The sequence below is a fragment of the Sphaerisporangium perillae genome (assembly GCF_023276435.1).
Lineage (GTDB): Bacteria > Actinomycetota > Actinomycetes > Streptosporangiales > Streptosporangiaceae > Sphaerisporangium > Sphaerisporangium perillae.
Genome location: NZ_JALLPO010000013.1, coordinates 41,402 through 66,643, shown reverse-complemented (window position 1 = coordinate 66,643; position 25,242 = coordinate 41,402). Strand labels below are relative to the sequence as shown.

Here is a 25,242-nt window from a genome sequence, read left to right as displayed (position 1 = left end):
ATGACGCAGAGCACCGACTACCACGCCCCTGACGGGCTGCGGACCAGAGGCACGGTCATCGTCGTGCCGGGCCGCGGCGAGACACGCGCGACCTACGCGCGCTTCGGCTCGCGGCTTGCCTATGACGCGTACCGGGTGCGGGTTGTGGACCTGCCGACCGCTGATCCGACCGCCATTGCGCCCTTCCTGGACGCCCTCGCCCGGCGGTTGTCGGAAGCCATCGACGGCATCGCGGCCGAGGCACCGGACGGGCTGCCGCGTCCGTTGGTGCTGGTGGGCTCCGACCTGGGCGCCGCTGGGCTCGCCGCCCTGCTCGCCGGAGCCTCCTCGACCACGGCCTGGTGGCCGCAGGCGGCCGTGCTCGCCGGCCTGCCCGGCAATGGCTCGCGGGCCGGCGGCAGGTGGGAGGACGAGCTCGACATTCGGACCCACTGTCCTACGCACCGCGGCGTCCTGACCGGCGATGCGTCCGTGGAGCGCGGCGCACTGGCCGGTGCCGTGCCCCAGGACCTGCTGGACGCGGCGTACGAGAGCGCTGCCGGGATCCCGCAACTGCTGCTGGTCGGGGACGCCGATCCGCTGGCGGACCGTGACGTGATTGCGCGGGCAGCCAAGACGCTGCCGAAGGCGCGGCTCACCGTCGTGCGCGGCGCCCACCACGACGTGCTCAACGACCTGCAGCACCGCTCGGTCGCCGCCGAGGTCGTCACGTTCCTGGAAGCACTGCGCAACGAGCTGGCTCCGGCCATCACCGTGGAGACAAGCGCCTGGTGACCCTGTGACCAGTGAACACGAGGTTGAGCGGTGGGGCACAGATGTACCCAGTCCTCACCGAGATCGCCCAAAGGCACGAAGTCACTCCCGCCCAGGTCGTCCTCCGCTGGCATCTGCGCCTGCAGGACAAGCTGTAGAAGTACCGCGCCCAGAACACTGGACCAATGGCTGGGGCCGTCGCTCCCGGCCAGGGCATCGCCTTCCTCCCAGCCTCGGCGCCGTCGGTACCCGGCGGCCGTGTCCTCAGTATCCGGTGGCGGGGTCGACGACGCCCTCCAGTGGCAGGCCGTCGCGCAGCAGGCGGACGTTGTGCTCCACTCGCTTGCACAGCATGCGCATGACGTAGTCGGCCGAGTCGGCGCAGTGTGAGGTGATGAGGGCTCTCGAGTCGCCCCACAGCGGGTGGCCTTCGGGAAGCGGCTCGGGATCGGTCACGTCCAGGCCGACAGCGGAGATCTTTCCCGCGTCGAGGGCCTCGACGAGCGCCTCGGTGTGGATGTGCGCGCCGCGGGCGACGTTGACGATGACGGCGTGGGCGGGAAGCAGCGCCAACTCGGCCGCGCCGACGATGTGCGTCGTCTCGGCGGTCAGGGCCAGGGCCAGCACCAGGACGTCGGTGCCGGGAAGCGTGGCGGCCAGGGCCGAGGGCGGCAACGTCTCGTCGGCCCCCTCGACCTTGTCAGGCCGGCGACGGATGACCCGGATGTGGCAGTTGAAGGGCTGCAGCAGCCGGACGAGTTCCTCGGCGATGCCGCCGCCGCCAAGGATCGTCACGCTGCGGCCGTGCAGGGACCGGGGATCCACCGGCAACCAGTGGGGCGCGCGGGCCTGGCGCGCGACACTGCGCAGGCAGGTGAGGATCAGCATGAGGGCGTGCTCGCTCACCTGGGAGGCGAAGGACCTCTTTGCGCAGGTGAAGACGGCAGGGTGCCGGAAGACTCCGCTGGCCGCGAACTTCTCGACACCCGCCCAGGGGAACTGCACCCACGCGACGCCCGGGTGGCTGTCCAGAGCCTGCTGGAGCAGATCCGGACGGCCGGGGATGAGCCATACGAGCCCGTTGGCTTCGGCCAGCGGGACGACGGCACCGCCCCCGCGGGACACGGCTTCCTCGATGTTGGAGCGAAGGCGCTCGAGGTTGGGGTCGTTGGCACGCTCTCCGGTCGTTCCCGGTTCGGCGGTCGGGGCTATCGCGATACGGGCTTCCACGGCGTTCATTCTGTCGTGCCTCGCCGATTCGGCCGTACCCGCCCTAGGTGTGCGTCTGGGACGCCTCACCCACCGACATCAACCTCGATTGATGACCACCGCCTCGGTGGCGGTACGCCCCCGGTGACTGGCTCTACGCCGCAGGTGACGTCGACCACCGCGCCCTTCTCACCCACCAAGGGAAATACCAGGCCCGCATCACCGGCGCCGTCATCACCGCCCGAGCCCACGGCACACCACTGGACACTGGACGCTGGAGCCCCCACACCAGCACCGCTGACACCGAAGCCGTATCTCAAGTCGTCTTCACCGACCCCGAGGTCGCCGCCGTCGGCCTCACCACCACCGAAGCCCAGCGCACCGGCCGCCGCGTCGACGTCGTCGACTACGACATCGGCCACGTCGCGAGCGCCATCCAGCACAGCTCTGACTACCACGGCAGAGCGCGCGTCCTCATCGATCCTGATCGCCACACCATCATCGGGGCCACCTTCGCCGGACCAGGCGTCGCCGAACTTCTCCATTCCGCCACCGTGGCCATCACCAGCGAGACTCTTCGAGCGCCTCTGGCATGCCGTCCCGCCCTTTCCCACCATCAGCGAAGTGTGGCTTCGATTGCTCGAAACGTACCGCGATCAACAGGGCACCTCATCCAGGTAGTCGATGGCAGCCACCTGTTAGGCGTCAGCCGAGAGGTCGGTGTGGAGAGCGGGGATGAGGCGTTCCTCCATGACGGCCCGGCCCTCGGCGGCCATCGCCTCGGCGAGCGCTGGATCCCAGGGGCTGCCGGATCGACTGCCGGTCAGCGGAGTGGATTCACCTTCGACCAAGCCGGCCGCATAGTCAGCCGCCCCCATCCGCCAGGGCGACGCGCCATGCCGTACGGCTGCCGCCTCTACGATGCGCAGCCCCGTCCAGTCGAAGTCGGCTCGCCAGCGCAGTCGTGACCCGGCTGCCGTTGCCGTGGCGAGCAGCTTGTGGCAGGCGACCGACGGGATCCCCTCGGTGCAGACCAGGGCGGCTGACCGGGCCCCGAGTTCGGCCGCTGCCGCGCGGAGCACCGCCGGGTTCTCGCAGACGAAGATCTCCTCGGCGACCGGCACGACCGGGTGTTCCCTCTGCTGCTGGAGGGTGAGCCGGAATGGGATCCCGAACGCGGCGGCGTCGTCCAGCCACCTGGAGACCACATTGCCGCCGCGGGTCGTGACGTTGAGCACCAGCACCTGGCTGGCCAGGTCGTCGACGATCACACCTACGGACTCCCACAGCGCCCGCTGCCCCGCCCTGCCCGGAGGTGGAGCAGGAGAACCGGACCGGAGCGCCAGGGCGCGCAGCACGAGCGTCGCGAGCGGGCTGCCGGCGGCGAGCGCCTTGGTGTCGCCGGTGGCCGACTCGGCCAGGACGGGAAGCGGGATGAAGGTTGCGGGCAACTGGTCGAGTACGGCTGTCGCCTGCCCGATCAGGTGGGTGTCACCGCGCCGGACCAGGCGGGTGAGCGTGCCGTCCGCAGTCGTCGCCGACAGCCACTCGGCGAACCAGGGTTCCGAAGCACACGCCGCAGACTGAGCCTCGGCCAGCAACGCCTGCCTGCCGGAAACCTCCGCGGCTCGCTCCGCGGGCCGGTCCCGAACCGGTCCCCCCACCGATGCCAGCGCCTGGAGCAGGCTCATGCCGTGCATTTTCGTGAGGGCGTCGTCCAGGTCTGCCAGTGACACGGTGAGCCGTTTGACGGTCTCAGGCCGGTAGGTCCCGGTGATGCCGATGATCACCCGACGTTCGGCCTCGGACGGGTTGGCGAGCCCGACGGAACCGTCGATCACGCCCCCGGTCTGCTCCAGCCTGCGCCGGGCCGCGGCCAGAAGACGCTGCCATCCCACACCCCGCAGCTCATCCAACGATGCTCGCCTCTACACGCCGGGTGCCGGGCGAGCCCAGCGCGACGGTCAGTTCTCCCGCGTCGTCGGCGAGCAGATCGGCTCCGTCCCAGACGAGCAGTAGCGCGCTGACAGTGTGTTCCACGGGGGAATGGGCCAGATCGTAGTGAGCCGCAGCGGGCACCGCGGCATGCGTGGCCCACAGGTCGTATCCGGTCATGAACAGGTCCAGGTCGAACTGGGCGGCCAGGCCCATCAGCTCGCTGCGCCCGGTGTCGTCCACCCCGGCGAACGCCTCATCCAGGGCGAGCAGCCGTGGCGCGTCGGGCCGCGCCGAGTTGAGCATGGCGTGCGCGGCGGCGAACAGCGGCAGGTGCAGCGACACCGATTGCTCGCCGCCGGACAGCCGGCTGTGCTTGGCGCGGGTGAGGCGTTCCTCGGCACCGCCGGGCCGGACGAGCTGGAAGGTGAACTGCCGCCACCGGCGGTAGTCAAGCACCTTCGTGAGCAGCTCCCGGTAGGGCAGCTCCCGTTCGCGGGCGCGGGCGTTCTTGATCTGGGTGGCGAAGTGGCCGCGCATCCGGCTCAGCTCGTCCGGGCCGAGCCGGGCCGCGTCGGCGTCGAGCAGACCGCAGACAGCCCGCTGCTCGTCCTCCAGATTGTCGGCGAGCTGCCAGCTCACCCCGACCGTGGTCCCCGACGACATCCGGCGCGAGCGCATCTCGGTGTTCATCCGCCGGATCAGGTCGCGCGCGTCGACCGTACGGTCGTGGATCTGCTGGGCCAGCCGGGTGAGCAGCGCGTCCTCCAGGATCCGCTGCTCGGACTCACTGAGCAGCTGCTGCTGGTCCTTGCGGCTGGAGGTCATCTTCGCGGCGAACGCGCCGACAGGCAGTGGCCCGTCCTCGTCCGCCACGCGGACCACGATCACCCCGTCGGCGCCGTCCCACTCGGGCCGGTAGTCCTGCCCGGCGGCGGTGAGCTGGGCCTGGAGGTCGTCCAGCGCCTTGGTCAGCCGGGTGGTGGACTGCTTGAGCGAGATCTCGGTCGGGGTCAGGTCGCGCGTCACGGTGAGGATCGCGTCGTGGACCGCGGTCACCTCCGGCGGCAGCTCCCACTCGCCCGAAATGGAGCCCAGCCAGTCGGCCTCCTGAGCGGGCCAGGCCAGACCGGGCGGGCACTTCAGGACGTCGAGCAGTTCCCGCTGGGCGAAGGGGGCCAGGGCCTTGGCGGTCTCCCGTTCCTCGCCCGCCGCGACGCGAAGCGACTCCTGCGCGGCGGTCAGCTTGGCCTGCGCGGTGGCGACCTCGGTGAGCGCCGTCCGCTCGGCGGACCGCGCGGACTCCGCCGCCCGCGACGCGGCGATGATCCCGGTCTCGGCCAATTGGACCTCGGCCAGCACCTGGCCGGCTTCGGCGCCCATGGTCTGCTGGAGGGCGTCCAGCTTGGCGGCTTCCTCGGTGTGCTTGCGCCGCGCACCCTGCTCGGTCTGCGCTGCGGCCGCCTCGTCGTCGGCCGCCGACTCCAGCCGCTCCGTGCTGCCCTCGACCGCGTCGCGCTGACGCGCCTCCTCGCGACGGCGGCCGGTCAGCGTGCCGGCCACGGTCTCGAAGCGCTGTACGGCCTGCGCCACCTCTTCCACGACGGCGGGATCGAGGCTGTGTTCGGCCCCTGTCCGGCGCAGCGCCCGCTCGGCCGCGCCACAGGCGGCGACGGCCTCGTCATAACCGCTCTGCGCGCTGTCGGCGGTCTCGCGGGTGGCGCGGAGGCGTCCGGCGGCCCTCTCGTGCTCGCGGAGGGCCGACACGATCGGACCCGTCTTGGGTAGTTCGGCCCGGGCGCTGCTGATCCCTTCCAGCGCGGACTCGGCCCAGGCGCTGCGGCGGTCCAGTCCGGCGATGGTCTCGGTCAGCGTGGTGATCCGGGCGTCGCATTCGGCGAGCCGTACGGCCCGGCGGCGGGCCCGGGCGGTCGCCCCGATGTACTCGGCGTGCGCCTTGTGGTGCGCACCGACCTGGATGCCCTGAGCGAACCGGCCATCGTGGGAGATCATCGGCCGGTCGTCGCCGGCCTCCCCGCCGAGCGCGACGCTACGCAGGATCGCGGTGATCCGCTCGGCCGGAACCGGGGTCTCCTCCTCGGGGACCAGCAGGTCCGCCAGGCTCGGCGTCACCGGGGTACCCGGCACCAGGTATCCCTCGGAATCCCCGGCGGCCACACTCTCCGGAGCGGGAGTGACCCAGGCGTCCAGCAGGTTGGCCGCCTCCAGCGCCGCTTCGACGGCGGCGGCGTGCTCCTCGGTCACATGGTCGGCGAATCGGACCAGGCGCCAGAACGGGGCTCCGGCCTTCCCGTCGCGTTCCGCCGTACGGGCCGCGAAAGCGGGTGGCGCGTCGTCGTGCTCGGCGGCGATCTCCGCCCGCTCGTCCTTGACCTGGGCGCGCTCCCGCTCGGTGGCGGCCCGCTCGGACTTGAGCTGGGCCTGGGCATCCCGCAGGTCCTGCACGGCTTGCGCGGTCGCGGCCCCGAAAACCGCGTCAAGATTCGGCGCGTCCGGTTCGCCGGTCTCCTCCAGCGCCTCGGCGAGCGGCCGCATGTCGGCCGGCACGTCGCGGTGCCGTTCCCCCCAGGCGGCGAGCTCGGTTCTCGCGTCCTCGCGGGTGGCCTCCACGCCCTTGGCGGCCTCCGCCTCGGCCAGCTCGGCCCGGGCGGCGGTGGCGAGGGCCTGGTCGAGGGCGATCCTGGCCAGGTCGCGGGTCTGCTCGGCCTTCTGCTGGGTGGCGATCGCGGCCCGGACCGCGCGCAGGTCGCCGGTCCGGGAAGCCACCCGGCCGCCAACCCGGTCGGCGAAGCCCGCCGGGTCGGCGTCGGCGGGGCTCCAGGCGATCCCCGCGGCGGCGGCCTCGCCGGCCAGGTCGGTGGCCGTGCGGGAAACCGCACCCTCAAGCTCGGCCAGCAGCCGCTGTGCGGTTGCGAGCTCGACGCGGGCCTTCTGGGTGGCCGCGACGCGCCGATCCAGTTCGGTCCTGGCTGCCGCGGCGGTCTCCGCACACGTCCGCACCAGGCGCTCCAGATCGGCGAGTTGTTCGAGTGCCTGGTAGGCGGCGCTGCTCTTGAGCTGCTCCAGCCGGGCCCGCAGCCCGGCCAGTGCGTCCTCGCTCACCGACAGCGTATCCTCGGCCTCCGCCTGGGTCTGTTTCGCGGTGGCCAAGGTGGCGGCGGCCGTACTCAACGCGATGCGATGAGCGGCGACGTCCTCACGGCGGCGGGTCAGCGCGTCGGCCGCCCATCGCGCATGCGTCCGCAGATAAGTGGTGTAACTGGACAGGAACGACTGCGTCGCCTCGTCGGCGGCGACCAGCCCCTCCAAGGTCCGCTGCACCGTCTCCATGTCGTCGAAGGAGCGGGACGCCTCGGCGATCAGGTCGTCGTCGATCGGGCGAAGACCGTCGGTGAGGGTGTCCGACAGCTTGCCGGGGTCCAGGTTCTTGGCGAGTTGCGGGCGGCGCAGCGTCAGGATGAGGGTGATCAGCTGCTCGTACCGCTCCCGGCCGAGCCCGAACAGCCGCTGGTCGATCGCGTGCCGATAGTCCGTAGGAGTGGCGGTGAGCGCGTGCTCGCCCAGTTCTTCGGTGAGCTGCTTCTTGGTCATCGGCCGGTCGTCGGCGGTGAGCAACGAGAAATCGGCACCCACCCGGCCCTCGGCGACGAAGTGCCAGCGGACCGGCGTGTCGCGGTGCCGCTGGGCGTGCAGGCCGATCCCCACCGTCACGGCTTCGCCGGTGTCGCGGTGCCGCAGCTCCAGCCAGACATAGCCGAGTGCGCTGTCCTGCCCGCGGAAGAGCAGGTTGGACTTCATCGTCCGGTCCTCGGAGGCGAACGGGTTGAGCCGCTTGGGGTCGATCCGGCCGTCCAGCGCGAAGGGGAACAGCACTTCCAGAGCCTTCGTCTTGCCCGAGCCGTTCGGCCCGCGCAGGATCAGCCAGCCGTTCGCGAAGGTGAACTCCTCGTCCCGGTAGTCCCACAGGTTGATGATCCCGGCCCGGGTGGGGACGTAACGCGTCACTGCGCTTCCTTGACGTTGAAGAGGGTGTCGGTCTGTGGCTCCGCCCTGCGTGCCCGGGGTTTCACCTCGGCGGTGGTGCCCCGGTAGCGGGCGAGCAGCGGGAGCGCCAGCACACCGCCCTCGACCCTGACGACCAAGCGGAGCGAGGCGAGCAGGTTCAGCGCCTCGCGCAGCAGCCGGTCCGGATCGCCCCGCCAGGCTACGGCGAAGGCCATGCCGTAGGTGTTCATGAGTTGCTTCATCGCGGTCCGTAGCCAGGCGTCGGTGACGAACGGATAGGCAACCGTCTCCGCCGCGGCCTCCCGCTCAGCGGGTCCAGCCTCGGTCAGCTGGTCCATGACGCCCTTGACGGGCAGGCCCGCGTCGATCCTGGCCGCCAAGGCCATGTCACGCTCGGCCGCCGTCGGAGCGGGCAGCGCTGGTGGCTTCGAATTCGTCACGTACGCCGCGATCCGCGCCGACAGCAGCAGCGCCGCCTGGGAGGGGGTGCCGCCGCTCGGGAAGCGCAGGTCCGACAGGCGCCCCGAGGCGTCGATGAGTGCCACCCCCTCGGCGCGGCGTTCCACGGTCTGCCCGGTCAGCCGCTCCAGGTCCTCGATGAGACCAGGGTGGCGGAGCTGGCCGCGCAGCGATTCGCTCGCGTCCGCGTAGTAGACGACGGGGCGTTCCAGCACCAGCCGCCGCGCTCGCCGGGACGCGGCCTCGCGGACCCGGTGCCGGCCTTGGGCGAAACCGTAATCGAAGTCGAGCAGCCCGGTCACCGAGCGCATGTGCTGAAGCACCCGGCTCGGCCGGTAGATCGCGAAGACAACCTCGCGGTCGATGTCGTAGAGCGCCTCGGCCCGGTCGGGGTTGTTCACCCAGTCGGCGGCCGAACCGTCGGCCAGGGCCAGCGCGCCGCGCTCAGCCAGCCAGGCCACCGCGTCGACGAACGCGTCCCGGTCCGGCTTGCGCTCGGTGTCCAGGCCGAGCCCGTCGATCCGGGCAGCGTCCGCGCCGACCGCCTCGGCCAGCTCGCTGAGCGCGATCTGGGTCCCGGACCGGCCGAGAGCGGCCAGAGTGAGCACCAGATAGGCATACCGGCGCCGGTCGAACGGCCGGTCCGTCTTGGTCCGTGCCGGACGGGTCACGTCGAGCTCGTCTTGCACGCGGAGCAGCCGCGCGGTGTTCGCCGTGGTCACCAGGCGGTAGCCGAGCACCTCGTGCAGGTCGGCCCGGAGCTGATCGGCCCACCGGCGGATCAGCGGCAGCGCGGCCCGGTTCGGGTAGGCGTCGGTGATCAGCGGATTGCTCAGCAGCATCCGCACCGCCCTCTGGTAGTCGGCCAGCTCCAGCGAACTCACGTTCTCCGCGACCTTGCTCATGAGGACACCTCCAGTGTGACGCCGGAGAGGTGGAGCCGGCCGTACACGGTCTTGACGGTGGTGGAGCCTTCGAAGGGGCGCAGCGTCAGCCGTACGCCATGGGCCGAACCGCTCGCGGTGACCTTCCTGCTGGTCGGCACCCGGGCGCCCAGCGCCAGGTCTAGCAGGCCCAGCAGGGCCTGGGTCTCCGGCTCGTCCAGCACGCGGTCGTAGAGGCCGTCGGCGGCGAGGGAGGCCGCCGCGTCGCGTCGCTCCCGGGTCACCTTGAGCTGCTCGGCTCGGAGTCGCTGCCGCTGAGCGTCGTTGCGCTCGATCCTCGCGGTGGCCCCGGTCATCCGGGGCTCCCGGCCCGACTCCACCAGGCCCCGGGCCAGTCGCACCGGCTCGGCATCCCACCACGACAACCTCGGGGGGATGAGCTCCGGGTCCTCGTGGGTGACCGAGATGTGCCGAGGGCCGCCCAGGTCGAAGACCGCCTGGAAAAGCCCGTGGGCCGCGTTCTCGTCGGGCACCACTGGGCCAGGTGCCGGAGCTGGCTCTCCCGGCTCACACCCCCGCGCCGTGCCTCGGTCACCCTCCTGAGCAGAGCCAGCACGTTCGCGATCGCGGTGACGGTCGCGGTCTGCAGCCGCTCCGCCTCACTCTGGGAGTCGCGGCCCGCGCCGGCGCCGAACCAATGGGTCAGGCCGGACCAGCGCTGCCGCCAGTCCTCCTCCCGATCCTCGGGCGCGCGGAAGAGCCGGTCGTCGGCCGCCGCGGCGTGCGCGATCAGGGTGTCCACTCCAGTGTCCGCCACGGCCTGTACGGCTTCCGCCAGCCGGGGCGTGAACCGGGCCAGCTCCGCGGTGAACTCCCGCATGTGAGTGAGGAGCGCGTCCTTGTGGGTGAGGAACACCTCGGGCCGGGTGTCGTTGGTGCGAGCCAGGTCGCCCAGCATCAGATAGAAACGGGCGGCCCGCTGTGCCATGTCGCTCAGCACCTGGTCCAGGCGACTGAGCTTCCGGTAGACCTCATCGCCGTCGCCCGTCCGGTTGGCCTCGGCCAGCGCCTGGAGGTCAGCCAGGATGTCGGGAAATATCAGCCTTGAGAGCTGAGCGTCCTCCAAAGTCGACCCGAGGACGTCCTCGACCGCCCGGTACGCGCGGTAGCCGGCCTGGGTGAACTGATAGACGTAGTGCCGGTTGCGGTATTCGGCCAGGTTGGCCGCGCGGGTTCCGTCGTAGCTACGATCCAGCAGCAGCCACTCGTTCAGCGAGTCCAGCAGTGGCTGCACGTCGCCGACCGCCGGGCAGTCCGGGTGCTCCTCGCGGAGCTGGTCCAGCAGGTCACGGGCACTGGAGGCGTGCAGCAGCACCTGGTAATTGGCCCGGCCCCGGTCGAACGCCCGCAACAGCCACAGATACTCATTACGCTTCTCGGCCGCCGCGAAGTGGAACAGCCGCATCCGGTCGTCCAGCGTGAACGCGTCGATTCCGAAAGAACCGGTCCCGACAGGGCTGTCATCCACTGGAGTCTCGTCGGTGAGGGGCTTGGGGAGGTCCACTGTTCCCGTCCGGCTCAAGAGATCTGTGAGGACCCATCAAGCATGGCGCATCAGACCGACGACTCCGGCCATCTATGTCCCCTTCCAGCCACACTCCGCCGGAACCGTCGTCGCGTCAGGTGAGGATGAGCGGGCCGCTGGTGGTGAGGGCGCGCAGCACCTGGAGGGCCGCGCCGCGGCTGAGCTGGTCGTGGTGGCGGGCTGATGCGTCGAAAGTCTGGCGGCCGGGCACGGATACGGAGCACCTGCAGGAGAAGGGAGGTCGCTGCTCAGCATAGCTGGGCAGGTCCTGCCCCGACGGACCGCCTCAGCTGATCTTACTTGCCTCTGGACTGCCGATCTCCCTGAACAGCGCCAACGCCTCGGGCACTGGCGCGTGGGGTCGTTGCAGCCGGTTGGGGGGAAGGTTCGGAGGGGGTGGCGAAGGCGGCGGTCAGAGCGAGGGCTCCGGCCAGAGCGAAGGCGGCGGCGAAGCCGCTGCCTGTGATGAGCGCGCCGATGGCGCCTGGTGTGGCGGCGGCCACCACGTTCTGGGCGGTGTTCTGCGCGCCCAGCGCGCGGCCGGCCCAGGAGTTGCCGGCCAGTTCGGAGACGGCGGTGAAGGCCAGGCCGTTGCCGCTCATCGCGACGACGAGCGCGGCGATCACCAGCGGGGTTCCCCACGGGGTGGAGGCCGCCGCGGCGAGCAGGGTCATGCAGGTGGCGTTGATGACGGCCAGCCGACGCATGGGCCCGACCCTGCTGCCTGCCCGGTCCGACCACGCGCCGCACAACAGCCGCCCGCCCGCACCGGCGAACTGGGCGGCGGCGATCAGCTGCCCGGCCGCTGCGGCGTCCCAGCCCCGCGCGGTGACCAGGTAGGTCAGCGCGAACGCCGAGGTGGTGAACTGAGGCAGGACCAGCAGCATGCTCGCCCCATGCACGCGCCACAGCGCAGCCGTTCGGTACGGCGAGGCCGTACGCTCCCCCGGCGCGGCCTGTGGGCGCGGTGGGTCGGCCACGAACACCCCGACCGCCAACGCGGTGACCGCGCAGATCGCCGCCATGGCGAGCAGGGCGCCGGAGACGGTGGCGAAGCGGGGCGCGATGATCCCGGCGAGGGCGACGCCCAGCGGCTGCGCGGTCTGCCGCCACCCCATCGCGACGCCGCGCTGCCGCTTGGAGAACCAGCCGAGCACCACCCGCCCGCTCGCGGCGTTGGCCGCGGCTCCGCTCGCGCCGGCAAGTGCGAGAAGGACGGCCATGGCCACGGGCCGACTGGTGGTCGAGGCGCCCCAGAGGAACGCGGCGGCCAGTGCCAGGCCCGCGGTCATGGCCAGGCGCTCGCCGTAACGGTCGGCCACCCAGCCCCAGGCGATAAGCGTGCACAACATCCCGGCGCTGGGTGCGCCGACGAGGATCCCGGCCTGCGCCAGCGTGAGGTGCAGCTCCTCCTGGAAGGCGGGGAGCAGGAACGGCAGCCCGTACATGAAGACGCATCCAGCGCCCTGCGCGGCCATGCCCAGGCTCAGCATGGCCCAGCGGTTGGGGGATCTCATGGCCGCCACCTTAGAACTTTCTCAGAAGTTAAGACAATGCATCTCAAAGTATGAGAAGGTTCTGCGACGGCCGAGCTGGACGCTCTAGCGTCCGAACGCCAACGGCGGACCGACCGCCGGCTCACCACTCAGCTCGCGGGCGGACTCGGCCGGCCGTCCAGGGCACTGACGCGGCTCACCAGGAGGTCCACGAACCTGGGGTGGTCGAACTCGAGGGCCACGTGGGTGTTGGGTGCGTGGCCGGTCACGCCGTGCACGTCCACGACGGTGGTGCCACGGGTCAGGCCCTGGCCGTACTCGACCTCCACGTACAGGTGGCTGGTGTGCACGATGCCGGGTGCGACCACCTCGGCCACCGCGAGCGCGTCGTGCTGATAGGTGTCCGTCGTGCCGTAGCGGTCCTGGTGGAAGCGGCTGTAGAAGTCGACCGCCTCCGCGACGAAGTGGGCGATGTCGCCGCCGGTCCGCAGGACGTCCACATCCTGCGGGGTCACCACCGACCGGTCTGTCACGTCCAGGCCGACCATGGTCAGCGGAAGACCGGCGGCGAAGACGCGATGCGCCGCCTCCGGGTCGGTCCAGACGTTGAACTCACTGGTGGGCGTCGAGTTGCCGCCACGGGCCACGCCACCCATCACCACCAGCCTGCCGATACGTGCGGCGGCCGCCGGGTGTGTGGCGACGAGCAGCGCGATGTTGGTCAGCGGGCCGATCGCGACGATGGTCACCGGCGCCGCGGAAGCCAGCAGATGTCCGGCGATGAAGTCGACGGCATGTGCGTCCACCGGGCGGGTGCTGGGCGGCGGCAGCGGCAGGCCGCCCAGGCCGTCGCTGCCGTGGACGTACTCGGCGGTCCTGGGGGCCTCGCGGATCAGCCCGCGTGCGGCGCCCGCGGCCACCGGAACGTCGGTGCGGCCTGCCAGTTCGAGGATGCGCAACGCGTTGGCGGTGGTGTTGGCGAGGGTGGTGTTGCCGGCGACGGTGGTGACACCGATCAGGTCGACCTCGGGGCTGCCCAGGGCGAGGAGCAGCGCGAGGGCGTCGTCCAGGCCGGGGTCGGTGTCGATGATAACGGGGATGGTCACTTGACTTTCCATTCGTCTACCTGAGCTGCCGTGGGCATGGCGCTCTGTGCGCCTTCGCGGGTGACCGTGAGGGCTGCGGTCGTTGACGATGATGCGTCGGCACGGGCGAGCGCTTTCTCAGCCCGTGACCGTCTCCCCCGGTGTGGGAGACGGTCACAGCGCAGGGTCGGATCGACGTTCAGGCTGGCCCAGACCGCGATGTCGGGGTCAGCGGCTCACTGGCTCACGTACTGGTTGGTGTAGTACTCAGAGGGCGGCAGCACCTTGTCCAGCTGGCCCGCGTCTTTGAGCGCCTGGCCGAGCTCGGTCCACTGCGCGTCAGTGGCGGTGAACAGGCCCTTGGATGCCTTCAGCAGCGGGACCGTGGCTTTCCACTGCGCCAGGTCGGTGGCATAGCCGGTGGTCTTGAGCTTGTGGAAGGTCTCGTAGGCCTTGACGGCGTCCTCCGGGTGCGCCATCGCCCACTCGGTGGCCTTCGCGGTGGCGGCCAGCCACTTGCGGGCCAGATCAGGGTTCTTCTGCAGCCACTGCTTGTTGCCGGCGTAGTTCCAGATGGGGATGTCGGGTGCTCCGGCGGCGGTGGCGAGCAGCGTCTCCGGCTGCTTGCCGGTCTCCTGGGCGTACTGCGGGGCCGCGAAGTTGGTGGTGTTGGTGGCGGCGTCGATCTTGTTCGCGATGAGCAGCGGAACATCGCCGTCGGTGGCGGTGATCTGCTGGATGTCCTTGGTTGTCAGGCCGGCGCTCTTGAGCACCACACCCAGCATCGCCTTGGTCCACGCGTCGTCGAAGACCCCCACGCGCAGGCCCTTGAGCGAGGCACCACTGATCTTCTTGCCGGGCGGAGTGAAGAAGCCCCAGTTGTTGGTCTGCGACAGGTTCGCGATGGAGATGACCGGCAGGCCCTCCTTGGCCGCGAACATCTGGTCGGTCAGGGTGGTCTCGGCGATGTCGGCCTGGCCGCTGGCGACGAGCTTGACCGACGAGGAGTTGTCCGGCGGCGGCACGAGCGAGACCTGGAGGCCCTCGGCCTTGTAGAAACCGTTGCTGATGCCGACGGTGTAGGGGATCCAGGTGATGTCCGGGGCGATCCAGTCGGGGGCCACCTTCACCTCGGTGAGACCGTCGGCGGTCTTGGCGGCCGGGCTGCCACCACCGCAGGCCGCCGTCAGCGAGAGCGGCAGCAGTGCGGCCGCGACCATCCATGTGGAGAACTTCATCGTGAGCCTTTCGTGTCTCGGGGTGCGCTAGGGCGGAACCAACGACGGGCCGTCCCCCGGGTTCGCCAGGGTGTGGAGAGGCGTTCGAGGATGGTCATCAGCAGGAATCCGGTGAGACCCACCGCGGTGAGCAGCAGGACGTCGGCGTACACACCGGCGGTGTCCAGCCGTGAGTTCTTCAGCAGCAGGTCCTTGCCGAGTCCAGGGGTGATGGAGGCGGTCCACTCGCCGATCACCGCGCCGGTGACGGCGTACGCCGCGGCGAGCTTCAGCGCGGAGAACAGCGGGGTGAGGGTGGCCGGCAGGCGTACGAGCAGGAAGATCTTGGTCGCTCCCGCGCCCATGGAACGCGCCAGGTTGACCATGCCGGCGTCGATGCCGCTCAACCCGTCCAGGACGTTGACGACCACGGGGAAGAAGACGATCAGGCCGACGATCACCAGTTTGGGGGCCAGACCGTAGCCGAGAATGATCACCAGTGGCGCCGCGATGGCGACGATGGGGACGGCCTGGCTGGCGATCAGGATCGGGTACAGGACGCGGTGCACGATCGGCACGTGCGCCATCGCGACGGCCAGCAGGAAACCCACCCCGGTACCGAGGAGGAATCCGACCACCGACTCGTACACCGTCTGCCCGGCCAACGAGCGGACGTTGTCCCAGTCATCCATCAGGGCCTGCCACGTCCGGTGCGGGCTGGGAAGTACGTAGGGCTGGACGTGCAGGACGCTCACCGCCAGTTGCCACACCGCCAGCACCAGCAGAACGGCGAGCAGCGGCGAGGCCAAGCGCAAGACCTTCATTTGGCCTCCTTGTGGTACAGGCCGGACAGCACCCGGCTCTTCAGATCCATGAACTCGGGGGTCATCAGGGTGTCCACGGTCCGCGGCCTGGGCACGGCGACCTCATGGACGGCCTGGATGCGACCCGGCCGCGCCGACATCACGACCACGCGGTCGGCCAGGAAGACCGCCTCGTCCACGTCGTGCGTGATGAACAGGACCGTGCGCCCCGAGTCGGCCCAGACCTCCAGCAGCCACTGCTGCATTTCCAGACGGGTCTGCGCGTCCAGGGCGCCGAACGGCTCGTCCAGCAGCAGCACGTCCTTGTGGAAGGCGAGGGTGCGCATCAACGCGACGCGCTGCCGCATGCCGCCGGACAGAGCATGCGGGTAGTGGTCGACGAAGTCGCCCAAGCCGTACCTGGCGGCCAGTTCGCGCGCGGCCGCCCGGTCCGCCTTGGTGGCACGGCCGGTCAGCGCGGCGCCGAGCACGATGTTGCCGGTGACCGTGCGCCAGGGGATCAGCAGGTCCTTCTGGAACATGTAGCCGACGTGGCCGGGCTTGCCGGCGATGTTCGCGCCGTCCATCATCACCTGGCCCGAGGTCGGCTGCTGCAGACCCGCGATCACGTTCATCAAGGTGGTCTTGCCGCAGCCGGACGGGCCGACGAGGGTGATGAACTCCCCGTCCTTGACCTCGATGCTGGTCTCCGCCAGGGCCAGCGTCTCGCCGAACCTGACCTCGACGCTGTCGATGGTGAGCTTGTTGTCTGTCATGACGGCGTCCTAAGGGTGTCGCGGACCACGAGCTTTAGTGGGCACGAGGCGTCGGTCGTCGGGGATAGCCGTTCGTGGGCGCGGACGACGGCGTGGAGGGGGGCCGGCCTCTGTGGACGGTCACGCGGACGGGAATGTCACACGGATCGCACGGACCGAACATCCCGACACGTCACGGCACGCAACGTGGTCTGCGACGGCACCGCGGCACTGGGCGCCGGCCCTGCCGCCGTACGTCGGCCACGACGCGTCGTGTTGATGTTCAGCCTGGTCTCGACGGCGTTCCCTCATCGATTGGAGGAATATAGGGGGTCCACCGAGGGCGATGTCAAGAGGGGATTTCCACGGAGACGAAAGTTCCTTGCGAACGACGGACCCGCGGGGACAAATTTCGCCCCACCTCTTGCGCTCCGGATTAATACGTGTTCGGATTAATCGTCGCGGGGCTCGATAGGCCGTTCCCTCCTCATCGTGCAAGCCCTGTGCCCACACTCCTTCGTCACGCAAACCTCCAGGTCATGCGCGCTCGCCGGGCGCGATGCCGCTATTTCCTCCTGCCCTGTGGAGGCAGCCCATGTTCGATCTCTCCTCCGTCGACCTGCTCGATGCCTTCACCCGCGAGCTCCAGCTGTGCAAGTTGAAGAGCGACGAACACGTCGTCGTCCTCGCCGAGCCCAGCAGCCGCGGGGACTACGTGGCGGCCGCCTACGGCGCCGCCAAGGCGCTCGGCGCGCACGTCATCGCCGCGACCGTCCCCGGCGGTTCGCCGGCGCCCATGCCGAGCACGCACACCGGCGCCGGCCCCGGGCTGGTCTCCGTGCTCAACGACACCGTCGCGCAAGACCTGCTGAAGTCCGCCGACCTGGTCGTGGACCTCACCCGTGAGGGATTCATCCACGCCCCGGTCCAGCAGGAGATCCTCGCCGCCGGAACCCGGATCATCTTCGTCTGCGACGCGCCCGACGTGCTCATCCGCAACCTTCCCGGCGCGGGCGACAAGGACCGCGTGCAGCGCGGCGTCGACCTGCTTCGCGGGTCGTCCACCATGCGGGTGACGTCCCAGGCGGGCACCGACCTGACCGTCCAACTGCGCGACTCCCACCCGATGTTCCAGTGCGGCTTCGCCGACGACCCCGGCCGCTGGGACCACTGGCCCAGCACGATGGTGATGTGCTGGCCGGAGATCTCCGACGGGCGCATCGTCCTGGCCGGGGGCGACATCCTGCTGCCGTTCAAGGAGTACGTGCGGGAACCGGTGACCCTGGAGGTGGCCGGCGGCCACATCACGAAGGTGACCGGCCGCGCCGAGGCGGAGTTGCTGTCCACGTTCTTCGACGACTCGCAGGACCAGTGGGCCCGGAGCCTGTCGCACATGGGCTGGGGCCTGATGAAGACCGCGGACTGGTTCGCCACCGCCATGTACGGCAAGGACGAGCTCATGGGCATGGACGCGCGGGCGTTCGCCGGGAACTTCCTCTGGTCCACCGGGCCGCATCCGGTGCTGAACCGGGAGTCCTACGCCCACCTGGACATCGCCATGCGCGGCTGCACCGTCAGCGTGGACGGTACGGATGTCGTGGTCGACGGCAGACTCGTCGCGGACTGACCCCATCAGGTACTGGAACGACCTCGACATTGCCCTTCGGAGGAACGGTGGCGTGCAGCCAGTCGTATGAAGTCACCATCGTGGGCGCCGGTCTCGGTGGGCTGACCGCGGCGCTGTCGCTGCGGCAACGCGGACTGCGCGTCCTGGTGCTGGAGCAGGCGCCCGAGCTCGGCGAGGCCGGCGCGGGCATCCAGACCGCGCCGAACGCCAGCCGGATCCTGATCGGGCTGGGGCTGCGCAGGCAGCTCGAGGCCATTCACACCGAACCGCTGGACCAGGTGCGGCGCCGCTGGAAGGACGGCAGCGTCATCGGCCTGACCTCGCTGGGTGACTACTGCAAGCGGAACTACAACGCGCCCTACTGGCACTACCACAGGGCCGACCTGCACAAGGTGATCCTGGACGCCTGCCTGGACCCGGACGGGCCCGGCCCGGTGGTCGAGGTGCTGACCGGCCGCAAGGTGGTCACGCTCGACCGTGCGAACCCACAGCGCCCGGCCGTGGTGACCGAGCGGGACGAGCGGTACGAGTCCGACGTCCTGATCGGGGCGGACGGCATCCGCTCGACCGTCCGCGACCTCATGGGCGCCCCCGAGACCCTGCGCTTCTCCGGCGAGATGGCGTACCGGGCGCTCATCCCGGGAAGCCTCATCGCGGCCGACCCGGCGACCCGCTGGCTGGTCGACCGCTTCCAGAGCACGATCTGGTACGGGCCGGACCGGCACCTGGTGCACTACATGATCCGCGGCGGGGAGTACCTCAACGTGGTCGCGATCGTGCCCAGCACCGATGAGGTCGCGGAGAAGTGGACGGTGCCGTCCACCGCCCAGGACCTGGTGGAGGAGTTCCCCGGCTGGGACGACCGGGTGGAGGCGATGCTGTCGAAGGCCAAGGAGGTCTCCTGCTGGGCCATGTACTACCGGCGGCGCGACCCGGTCTGGCTGGACGGACGGGTCGCCCTGCTGGGCGACGCCTGCCACGCCATGCTGCCCTACCAGGCGCAGGGCGCCTCGCAGGCCATGGAGGACGCCGCGGTGCTGGCCGAGGAGCTCGGCGCGGTCACCGCGGGGGGCGTGGAGGGGGCGCTGCGCCGCTACGTGGACAGGCGGGCCAAGCACGCCGGGATGGTCCAGGAAGCGTCGCTGCGCAACAAGGACTTCTACCACATAGTCGACGGTCCCGAGCAGGAGGCCCGCGACCGGAAGCTGCGGCACTTCAGCGGGGAGTCGGACGTGTCCTACGACTGGCTCTGGCGGGGTACCCCGCTCAACGACCCCGATCTGGAGACGTTCGGCTACCAGTTCCACCAGTAGGGCACCGCCGTCCGCACGTCCGGATCGCCCCGGCCGCAGACCTGACAGGAGGACCATGAAGCCTGCCGCATTCACCTATCACCGCGCACGGGACGTGGCGGGAGCGATCCGGCTGCTGGCCGAACTCGGCGACGAGGCGAAGATCATCGCAGGCGGGCAGAGCCTGGTCGCGATGATGAACTACCGCCTGGCCCGGCCCGCCCACCTGGTCGACATCGGCCGTATCGGCGGGCTCGACCACCTGCGCGGCGACGGGAGCACCCTGCGCATCGGGGCGCTCACCACCCACCACGCGGTTGAGGTGGCCACCGACGCGTGGCTGGGCAGGGGCTTCACGCTGCTCCGCGACGCCATGGCCTGGGTTGGACACCTGCCGATCCGTACCCGGGGCACGGTCGGGGGCAGCCTCGCCCACGCCGACGCGACCGCGGAGTGGTGCCTGCTGGCGGTGCTGCTGGACGCCGAGATCGTCGCGAGTGGCCCGCGGGGCACGCGCACGATCGCGGCCGGGGACTTCTTCCACGGGTTCTACACCACCGCCCTGGCGGCGGACGAGATGATCACCGAGGTCGTCTTCCCCCGCCCGGCGCCGCACTCCGCGCTGCTCGAGTTCGCCGAACGCCGGGGCGACTTCGCGATCGTGTCCGCCGCGGTGGACCTCGACGTCGACGAGCACCGCGCCGGGCGGGCGGTGCGCGGAGGCCGGGTCGCCCTGGGCGGCGTGGCCCCGGTCCCGGTGCGGGTCCCCGAGGCCGAGGCGGTGCTGGCCGAGGGCGGCCAGGCGGGACCCGACCTGTTCCGGCGGTGCGCCGCCGCCGCGGCGGCGGCCATCGATCCGCCCGGCGACGGCAACGGCAGCGCGGACTACCGCAGGGCCCTCACCCAGACCTTGATCGAGGACGCGTGTGCGAAGGCGGTGTCGAGATGAGCGCCCACACGACGGAGAGCCGGCACGCTCCGGCCGGGCGGTACGTCGGCGCCTCGGTTCCCCGGCGGGAGGACCCCCGGCTGCTGACCGGGCGCGGGCGTTTCGTGGACGACATCCGGATACCCGGGCTGCTCCACGCCCAGTTCGTCCGCAGCCGCGTGGCCTCGGGCGTGGTCACCTCGATCGACCTGTCCGCGGTGCTCGACGTGCCCGGCGTGGTCGCCGCGTACACGGCCGCCGACCTGGATGTCATCGGCATCACAGCGGTGCTCGACCGGCCCCGGACGCAGTTCGTCCCCACCGAGATGCCGATCCTGGCGCGCGACCGGGTCCGTTTCGCCGGCGAGCCGCTCGCCATCGTGATCGCGGAGGATCCGTACGCCGCCGAGGACGGTGTCGAGGCCGCCGCCGTGACCTACCAGGTGCACACCCCGGTGACCTCCGCCGAGCAGGCGCTCGAACCGGGCGCGCCCCTGGTGCACGACGAGGCGGCGGACAACGTCCTGCTGGACGTGTCGATGTTCGCCACCGAAGGCATCGACGAGGTGTTCGCCGAGGCCCCGTGCGTGGTGCGGGTTCGTACCAGGACCGGACGGCAGAACGCCGTCCCGCTGGAAACGCGCGGCGCGGTGGCCGACTGGGACGACCGCGACGCGCAACTGGTGGTACGGACCTGCACCCAGGTCCCGCACCAGGTGCGCACCGTCATGGCGCGCAGCCTGCGGCTCGACGAGCGCGCGGTCCGCGTGATCACCCCCGACATGGGCGGCGGGTTCGGTCAGAAGTGCGTGGTCGGACGTGAGGAGATCGCCGTGGCGGCGGCCGCGCTGCGCCTGCGCAGGCCGGTCAAGTGGATCGAGGACCGCAAGGACGCGCTGACCGCGTCGTTCCTCGCCAGGGAGCAGCGCTACGACGCCCGTGCCGCGTTCGACCGAGACGGCCGCATCCTCGCCCTGGACGCCGACATCGTGTGCGACATGGGCGCGTACTCCTGCTACCCGTTCACCGCCGCGGTCGAGCCGCTGATGGCGTCCGCCGAGATGCCGGGGGTCTATCGCGTTCCCGCCTACCGGGTCCGCGGCCGCGCCGTCACCACCAACAAGGCGCCCAGCGCGCCGTACCGGGGGGTGAGCCGGCCGCAGTACGTGATGGTGATGGAGCGGCTGTTCGAGCGGGCCGCCCGGGAGCTGAAGGTGGACGCGGTGGAGCTGCGGCGCCGCAACCTCATCACCGAGTTCCCGTACAGCGGAGTCAACAACATCACCTACGACGCCGGCTCCTACCTCGACTCGCTGAACCTGTGCGAGCAGGTGCTCAAGGACGAGGGCTGGTACGACCTGAAGGCGGCCGCGGCGGCCGGAGGGCGGCACGTCGGCATCGGATACTCCTGCTTCAACGAACGCACCGGCTACGGCTCCGGCGCGTTCGCCCAGCGCAAGATGTCCGTCGTCCCAGGGTTCGACATGACCGAGGCACGGATGGACACCACCGGATCGGTCACCATCACCACCGGAACGCTGAGCCACGGCCAAAGCCACGAGACGACGCTGGCGCAGATCGCCGCGGACGAGCTCAAACTGGACATCTCAAAGATCAAGATCGTGCAGGGTGACACCGACCGGGTCATCTACGGCTGGGGCACCTTCGCCAGCAGGTCGGTCGTCGTGGGGGGCAGCGCGGTACGGCTGGCCGCCGTGAAACTGGCCGAGAAGCTGCGGATGCTGGCCGCGGGACTGCTCGACACCACGCCGGACGACGTCGAGCTGGACGACGGCCGGGTCCGGCGGCGCGACGACCCCGGCCGCGGCCTCGGCTACGCGGAGCTGGCCGACATCGCCTACCTCAAGGCGCACCTGGTGCCCAAGGACCTGGAGCCGGGGCTGTCGGTCACCGCCACGTTCGACGTGTTCACCGACGGGACCTTCGGCAACGCCACGCACGGCGCGGTCGTCGAACTGCACAAGGGCACCGGCAGGGTGGAGATCCTGCGCTACGTCTGCGTGGAGGACTGCGGGGTGGCGATCAACCCCATGGTGGTCGAGGGCCAGTGCCGGGGCGGGATCGCGCAGGGCATCGCGGGCGCCCTGTTCGAGCAGGTCACCTACGACGAGCAGGGCGAGCCGTCGGCCACCGGCTTCCTGGATTACAAGGTGCCCACCGCGAGCGAGATCCCCGACGTCGCGATCCACCACCTGGAGACCCCGAGCGCCCTCACCGAATCCGGTGCGAAGGGCGTCGGCGAGGGCGGAACCATCGGCGCCCCCGCCGCGGTGCTCAACGCGGTCAACGACGCGCTGGCGCCCACCGGGGTCGAGCTGAACGACACCCCCATCACCCCCGAGACGGTGCAACGAGCCCTGGAGCAGGCGTCATGACGGACCGGCAACTCATCACCCTCCGGGTGAACGGCGAGCCGTACGAGCTGGTGATCGAACCGCGTCGCACGCTGGCCGACACCCTGCGTCAGGACCTCGGCCTGACCGGCACCCACCTCGGGTGCGAACACGGCATCTGCGGCGCGTGCACCGTGCTGGTGGACGGGGCGCCGGCGCGAGCCTGCCTGATGTTCGCGGTGCAGGCGGAGGACAGGGACATCCGTACCGTCGAATCGCTGGCCGACGGTGACGAGCTGAGCGATCTGCAGCGGGCCTTCTCCGCGCACCACGCGTTGCAGTGCGGATTCTGCACCCCCGGTTTCCTCATGCTGGCCGAGGGCTTCCTCGCCGAGCGCCCAGAGGCGACCAGGGAGGAGATCAGGGAGCTGGTCTCGAGCAACCTGTGCCGCTGCACCGGCTACCAGCCGATCGTGGACGCGGTCGAGGACTGCGCGAGGCGGCGGCAGGCGAGCCGGAGGGAACACGACCGCGCCGCGTGCGGCGAGGCAGAGAGGAGCGGCCATGCTGCTGGAGCATGAGATCACCGTGCCAGGAGGGGCGGACCGGCTGTTCGCCCTGTTCAACGACATCGAACGCGTCGCATCCTGCATGCCGGGGGCGACCCTGGAAGGCCGGGACGGGGATGCCTACCTCGGCCGGGTAACGGTCAAGATCGGCCCGATCACGGCCGCGTACGCGGGCAGCGTCCGCTTCCTGGAGGTCGAGCCGGACGACCGCCGGCTGCGGCTGCAGGCCAGCGGCGCCGAGACGCACGGCAGCGGCGACGCCGAGGCCGCCATCGACCTGGTGGTGTCCGACACCCCCGCCGGCGCGCTGGTTCGGCTCACCACCGACCTGGTCATCCGGGGCAAGATCGCGCAGTTCGGCAAGGGCGCCATCAAGACCGTGTCGGATCGGATCCTGCACCAGTTCGCGCAGAACCTCGCCGGCCTCCTCGCACAGGGCGGCGCCGCCGAGCCCGGCGGCCTCGACGCCGTGCCTGCCCCCGCCGCGGCACCCGCCGCCGCCACACAGGCGCCGCCCCGCCCCGCGGCGGCCGAGCTCGACGGGCTGTCGCTGCTCCTCGGTCCCACCCTCTCCAGGTACGCGCCGGTGGCGGCGGCGTTCGCGGTCGGCCTGTTCGAAGGCTGGCTGCTCTCGCGGGCGTTCGGGCGGCGCGGCTGCCGATGCGAGGCGAAGAACGGGAGCATCCGATGAGCGGGCGGTACGGCAGGCAGACCGACATCGTCTACGACCGCGCCGGTTTCGGCGCCCCGATGCGGCGCGGACGCCGCCCCGCCCTCGTGGTCGTCGACCTCACCCGCGGGTTCACCGAGGACGCCTTTCCCTCGGGCGCCGACCTCAGCGACGTGGTCGAGGCGACCGGCACCCTCATCCGGGCGGCCCGGCCGGCCGGAGTGCCCGTCATCTTCACCGCCATCGTGTACACGCCGGCCGAGGCCACCGGCGACGCGGTCACCTGGCTGCAGAAGGCGCAGGGGATGCGGGCGATGCTCGAGGGCAGCGACGAGGTGGCGATCGATCCGCGGCTGCCCCGGACGCCGGACGACGTTCTGATCACCAAGAAGGGGGCGTCCGCCTTCTTCGGCACTTCCCTCGCCGCCACCCTGGTCGGGCTGGGCTGCGACACCGTCGTGGTGTGCGGCGCGACGACCAGTGGCTGTGTCCGCGCGACCGTGGTCGACGCGGTTCAGTCCGGTTTCCCCGTGCTGGTCCCGCGCGAGTGCGTGGGAGACCGAGCCCAGGGACCGCACGACGCCGCCCTCTTCGACATCCAGGCCAAGTACGGCGATGTCGTCGAGCTGGCCGACGCCGTCGGCTATGTCTCCCGACCCACCGATCCCGTCCCCGTCGTCTGACCGGGTTGCCGTCACAGGAGGTCCGCATGGCCACGAGATCCCTCTACCAGGCCGCGCTCGCCGATCTGGCCGACGTCCCGGCGCGCAGCCGGTGGGTCGCCAGCGGCCCGGTGCGGCTGCACGCGCTCGACTATGGCGGCGACGGGAGGCCGCTGGTCGTGCTGCCCGGCATCACCAGCCCGGCCATCACCATGGACTTCGTCGCCCGCCGGATCGGCGACCTCGTGCGGCCGATCGTGCTGGACGTGCGCGGCCGCGGGCTCTCCGACGGCGGCGGAACGTACTCACTGGAGGAGTACGCCGAAGACACCGAGGCGCTGATCCGCGGGCTCGGACTAGAAGCGCCGCTGCTGCTCGGGCACTCGATGGGCGCCCGTATCGCAGCGGTCGTCGCGGTGCGCGCCCGGGTGCCGCTACGTGGCACCGTGCTGACGGATCCGCCGATGAGCGGACCGGGCCGGGGCCCGTATCCGACGTCCCTGGAGGTCTTCCTCGCCCAGCTCGAACAGGCGAAGCGGGGCACCGACGCCGACGAGGTGGCCAGGTCGTGGCCACGGTGGGCGCGCAGGGAGCAGGAACTGCGTGCTCGCTGGCTCTCCAGCTGCGACGAGCGGGCGATCACGCTGACCCACCGCGGCTTCGAGACCGAGGAATTCTTCGACTGGTGGCCCGCGGTGCCCGCCCCCACGACGCTGATCTACGGTGCGGACAGTCCTGTGGTCACCGCGGCCGGAGCCGAGGAGGCGGCGCGGGCGAACCCTGCGGCCACCCTGCTGAAGATCCCCGATGCCGGGCACATGGTCTTCTGGGACAACCCGTCCGCCTCGATCGACGCGCTCAGGCAGGTCCTCGGCGCCCTCTCCCAGTCCCCCTGATCGTGGCGTCGAAAATGCCGTACGTCCCGTTTCCTCA

At 70.8% G+C, this 25,242-nt stretch carries 18 protein-coding genes and 2 pseudogenes; 10 read left to right on the top strand and 10 right to left on the bottom strand.

Annotated features, from left to right (window positions below):
• Positions 1-774, top strand: a complete 774-nt coding sequence (locus MYF83_RS14715; RefSeq protein ID WP_248960869.1) for an alpha/beta hydrolase — start codon at positions 1-3, stop codon at positions 772-774.
• Between the two features lie 243 nt (positions 775-1,017).
• Here MYF83_RS14715 and MYF83_RS43740 read toward each other — a convergent pair whose 3' ends face one another.
• Positions 1,018-1,983, bottom strand: a complete 966-nt coding sequence (locus MYF83_RS43740; RefSeq protein ID WP_248960868.1) for a D-isomer specific 2-hydroxyacid dehydrogenase family protein — start codon at positions 1,981-1,983, stop codon at positions 1,018-1,020.
• Positions 1,984-2,180: 197 nt separating this feature from the next.
• On the opposite strand from MYF83_RS43740, the pseudogene MYF83_RS44270 reads away from it, so the two are divergent.
• A pseudogene (locus MYF83_RS44270) lies at positions 2,181-2,474 on the top strand (oxidoreductase dimerization domain-containing protein); the annotation flags it as partial.
• Positions 2,475-2,660: 186 nt separating this feature from the next.
• Here the strand turns inward: MYF83_RS44270 and MYF83_RS14700 are convergent.
• The 9 genes and pseudogenes from MYF83_RS14700 to MYF83_RS14660 all read right to left on the bottom strand — a co-directional run bounded on the left by MYF83_RS14700 (position 2,661) and on the right by MYF83_RS14660 (position 16,228).
• On the bottom strand, positions 2,661-3,878 hold the full coding sequence (locus tag MYF83_RS14700; RefSeq protein WP_248960867.1) for a TIGR02679 family protein: 1,218 nt from the start codon (positions 3,876-3,878) through the stop codon (positions 2,661-2,663).
• On the bottom strand, positions 3,871-7,923 hold the full coding sequence (locus tag MYF83_RS14695; protein WP_248960866.1) for a TIGR02680 family protein: 4,053 nt from the start codon (positions 7,921-7,923) through the stop codon (positions 3,871-3,873). Before MYF83_RS14695 ends, MYF83_RS14700 begins: the two co-directional genes overlap by 8 nt.
• Positions 7,920-9,287 (bottom strand): TIGR02678 family protein, encoded by a 1,368-nt coding sequence (locus tag MYF83_RS14690; RefSeq protein WP_248960865.1) that lies wholly within the window; start codon positions 9,285-9,287, stop codon positions 7,920-7,922. Before MYF83_RS14690 ends, MYF83_RS14695 begins: the two co-directional genes overlap by 4 nt.
• Positions 9,284-10,731: pseudogene (locus MYF83_RS14685) on the bottom strand (TIGR02677 family protein). Before MYF83_RS14685 ends, MYF83_RS14690 begins: the two are co-directional and overlap by 4 nt.
• Positions 10,732-11,147: 416 nt before the next feature.
• On the bottom strand, positions 11,148-12,368 hold the full coding sequence (locus tag MYF83_RS14680) for an MFS transporter (protein WP_248960864.1): 1,221 nt from the start codon (positions 12,366-12,368) through the stop codon (positions 11,148-11,150).
• A 128-nt stretch (positions 12,369-12,496) separates the two neighbouring features.
• Complete coding sequence (locus MYF83_RS14675) at positions 12,497-13,453, bottom strand: nucleoside hydrolase (protein ID WP_248960863.1); 957 nt, start codon at positions 13,451-13,453, stop codon at positions 12,497-12,499.
• A 215-nt stretch (positions 13,454-13,668) separates the two neighbouring features.
• Positions 13,669-14,670 (bottom strand): ABC transporter substrate-binding protein, encoded by a 1,002-nt coding sequence (locus MYF83_RS14670; RefSeq protein ID WP_248960862.1) that lies wholly within the window; start codon positions 14,668-14,670, stop codon positions 13,669-13,671.
• A complete protein-coding gene (locus MYF83_RS14665; protein WP_248960861.1) occupies positions 14,667-15,473 on the bottom strand; it encodes an ABC transporter permease in 807 nt (268 codons plus the stop codon). Before MYF83_RS14665 ends, MYF83_RS14670 begins: the two co-directional genes overlap by 4 nt.
• Positions 15,470-16,228 carry an ABC transporter ATP-binding protein gene (locus MYF83_RS14660; RefSeq protein WP_248960860.1) on the bottom strand — a complete coding sequence of 253 codons (759 nt, stop codon included), beginning with the start codon at positions 16,226-16,228 and terminating at the stop codon, positions 15,470-15,472. The genes MYF83_RS14665 and MYF83_RS14660 overlap by 4 nt, the downstream gene beginning before the upstream one ends.
• Positions 16,229-16,802: 574 nt before the next feature.
• Here MYF83_RS14660 and MYF83_RS14655 point away from each other — a divergent pair.
• From MYF83_RS14655 to MYF83_RS14620, 8 genes are read left to right on the top strand one after another with little or no spacing between them, the layout of a single operon-like run.
• Positions 16,803-17,834 carry a 2,5-dihydroxypyridine 5,6-dioxygenase NicX family protein gene (locus MYF83_RS14655; protein WP_248960859.1) on the top strand — a complete coding sequence of 344 codons (1,032 nt, stop codon included), beginning with the start codon at positions 16,803-16,805 and terminating at the stop codon, positions 17,832-17,834.
• Between the two features lie 47 nt (positions 17,835-17,881).
• The gene (locus MYF83_RS14650) at positions 17,882-19,147 is read left to right on the top strand and encodes an FAD-dependent monooxygenase (protein ID WP_308201446.1); all 1,266 of its coding nucleotides are present in this window, start codon (positions 17,882-17,884) and stop codon (positions 19,145-19,147) included.
• Between the two features lie 55 nt (positions 19,148-19,202).
• On the top strand, positions 19,203-20,075 hold the full coding sequence (locus tag MYF83_RS14645) for an FAD binding domain-containing protein (protein WP_248960857.1): 873 nt from the start codon (positions 19,203-19,205) through the stop codon (positions 20,073-20,075).
• Positions 20,072-22,450 (top strand): xanthine dehydrogenase family protein molybdopterin-binding subunit, encoded by a 2,379-nt coding sequence (locus tag MYF83_RS14640; RefSeq protein WP_248960856.1) that lies wholly within the window; start codon positions 20,072-20,074, stop codon positions 22,448-22,450. The genes MYF83_RS14645 and MYF83_RS14640 overlap by 4 nt, the downstream gene beginning before the upstream one ends.
• Positions 22,447-22,989, top strand: coding sequence for a (2Fe-2S)-binding protein (locus MYF83_RS14635; protein ID WP_248960855.1), 543 nt, complete (start codon positions 22,447-22,449; stop codon positions 22,987-22,989). Before MYF83_RS14640 ends, MYF83_RS14635 begins: the two co-directional genes overlap by 4 nt.
• Entirely contained in the window at positions 22,973-23,668 is a 696-nt protein-coding gene (locus MYF83_RS14630) for an SRPBCC family protein (protein WP_248960854.1), read from the top strand. The genes MYF83_RS14635 and MYF83_RS14630 overlap by 17 nt, the downstream gene beginning before the upstream one ends.
• Positions 23,665-24,330: an isochorismatase family protein gene (locus tag MYF83_RS14625; RefSeq protein WP_248960853.1), complete on the top strand. Its 666-nt coding sequence runs from the start codon at positions 23,665-23,667 to the stop codon at positions 24,328-24,330. The genes MYF83_RS14630 and MYF83_RS14625 overlap by 4 nt, the downstream gene beginning before the upstream one ends.
• A 26-nt stretch (positions 24,331-24,356) precedes the next feature.
• Positions 24,357-25,205: an alpha/beta fold hydrolase gene (locus tag MYF83_RS14620; protein WP_248960852.1), complete on the top strand. Its 849-nt coding sequence runs from the start codon at positions 24,357-24,359 to the stop codon at positions 25,203-25,205.
• Positions 25,206-25,242: the final 37 nt, after the last annotated feature.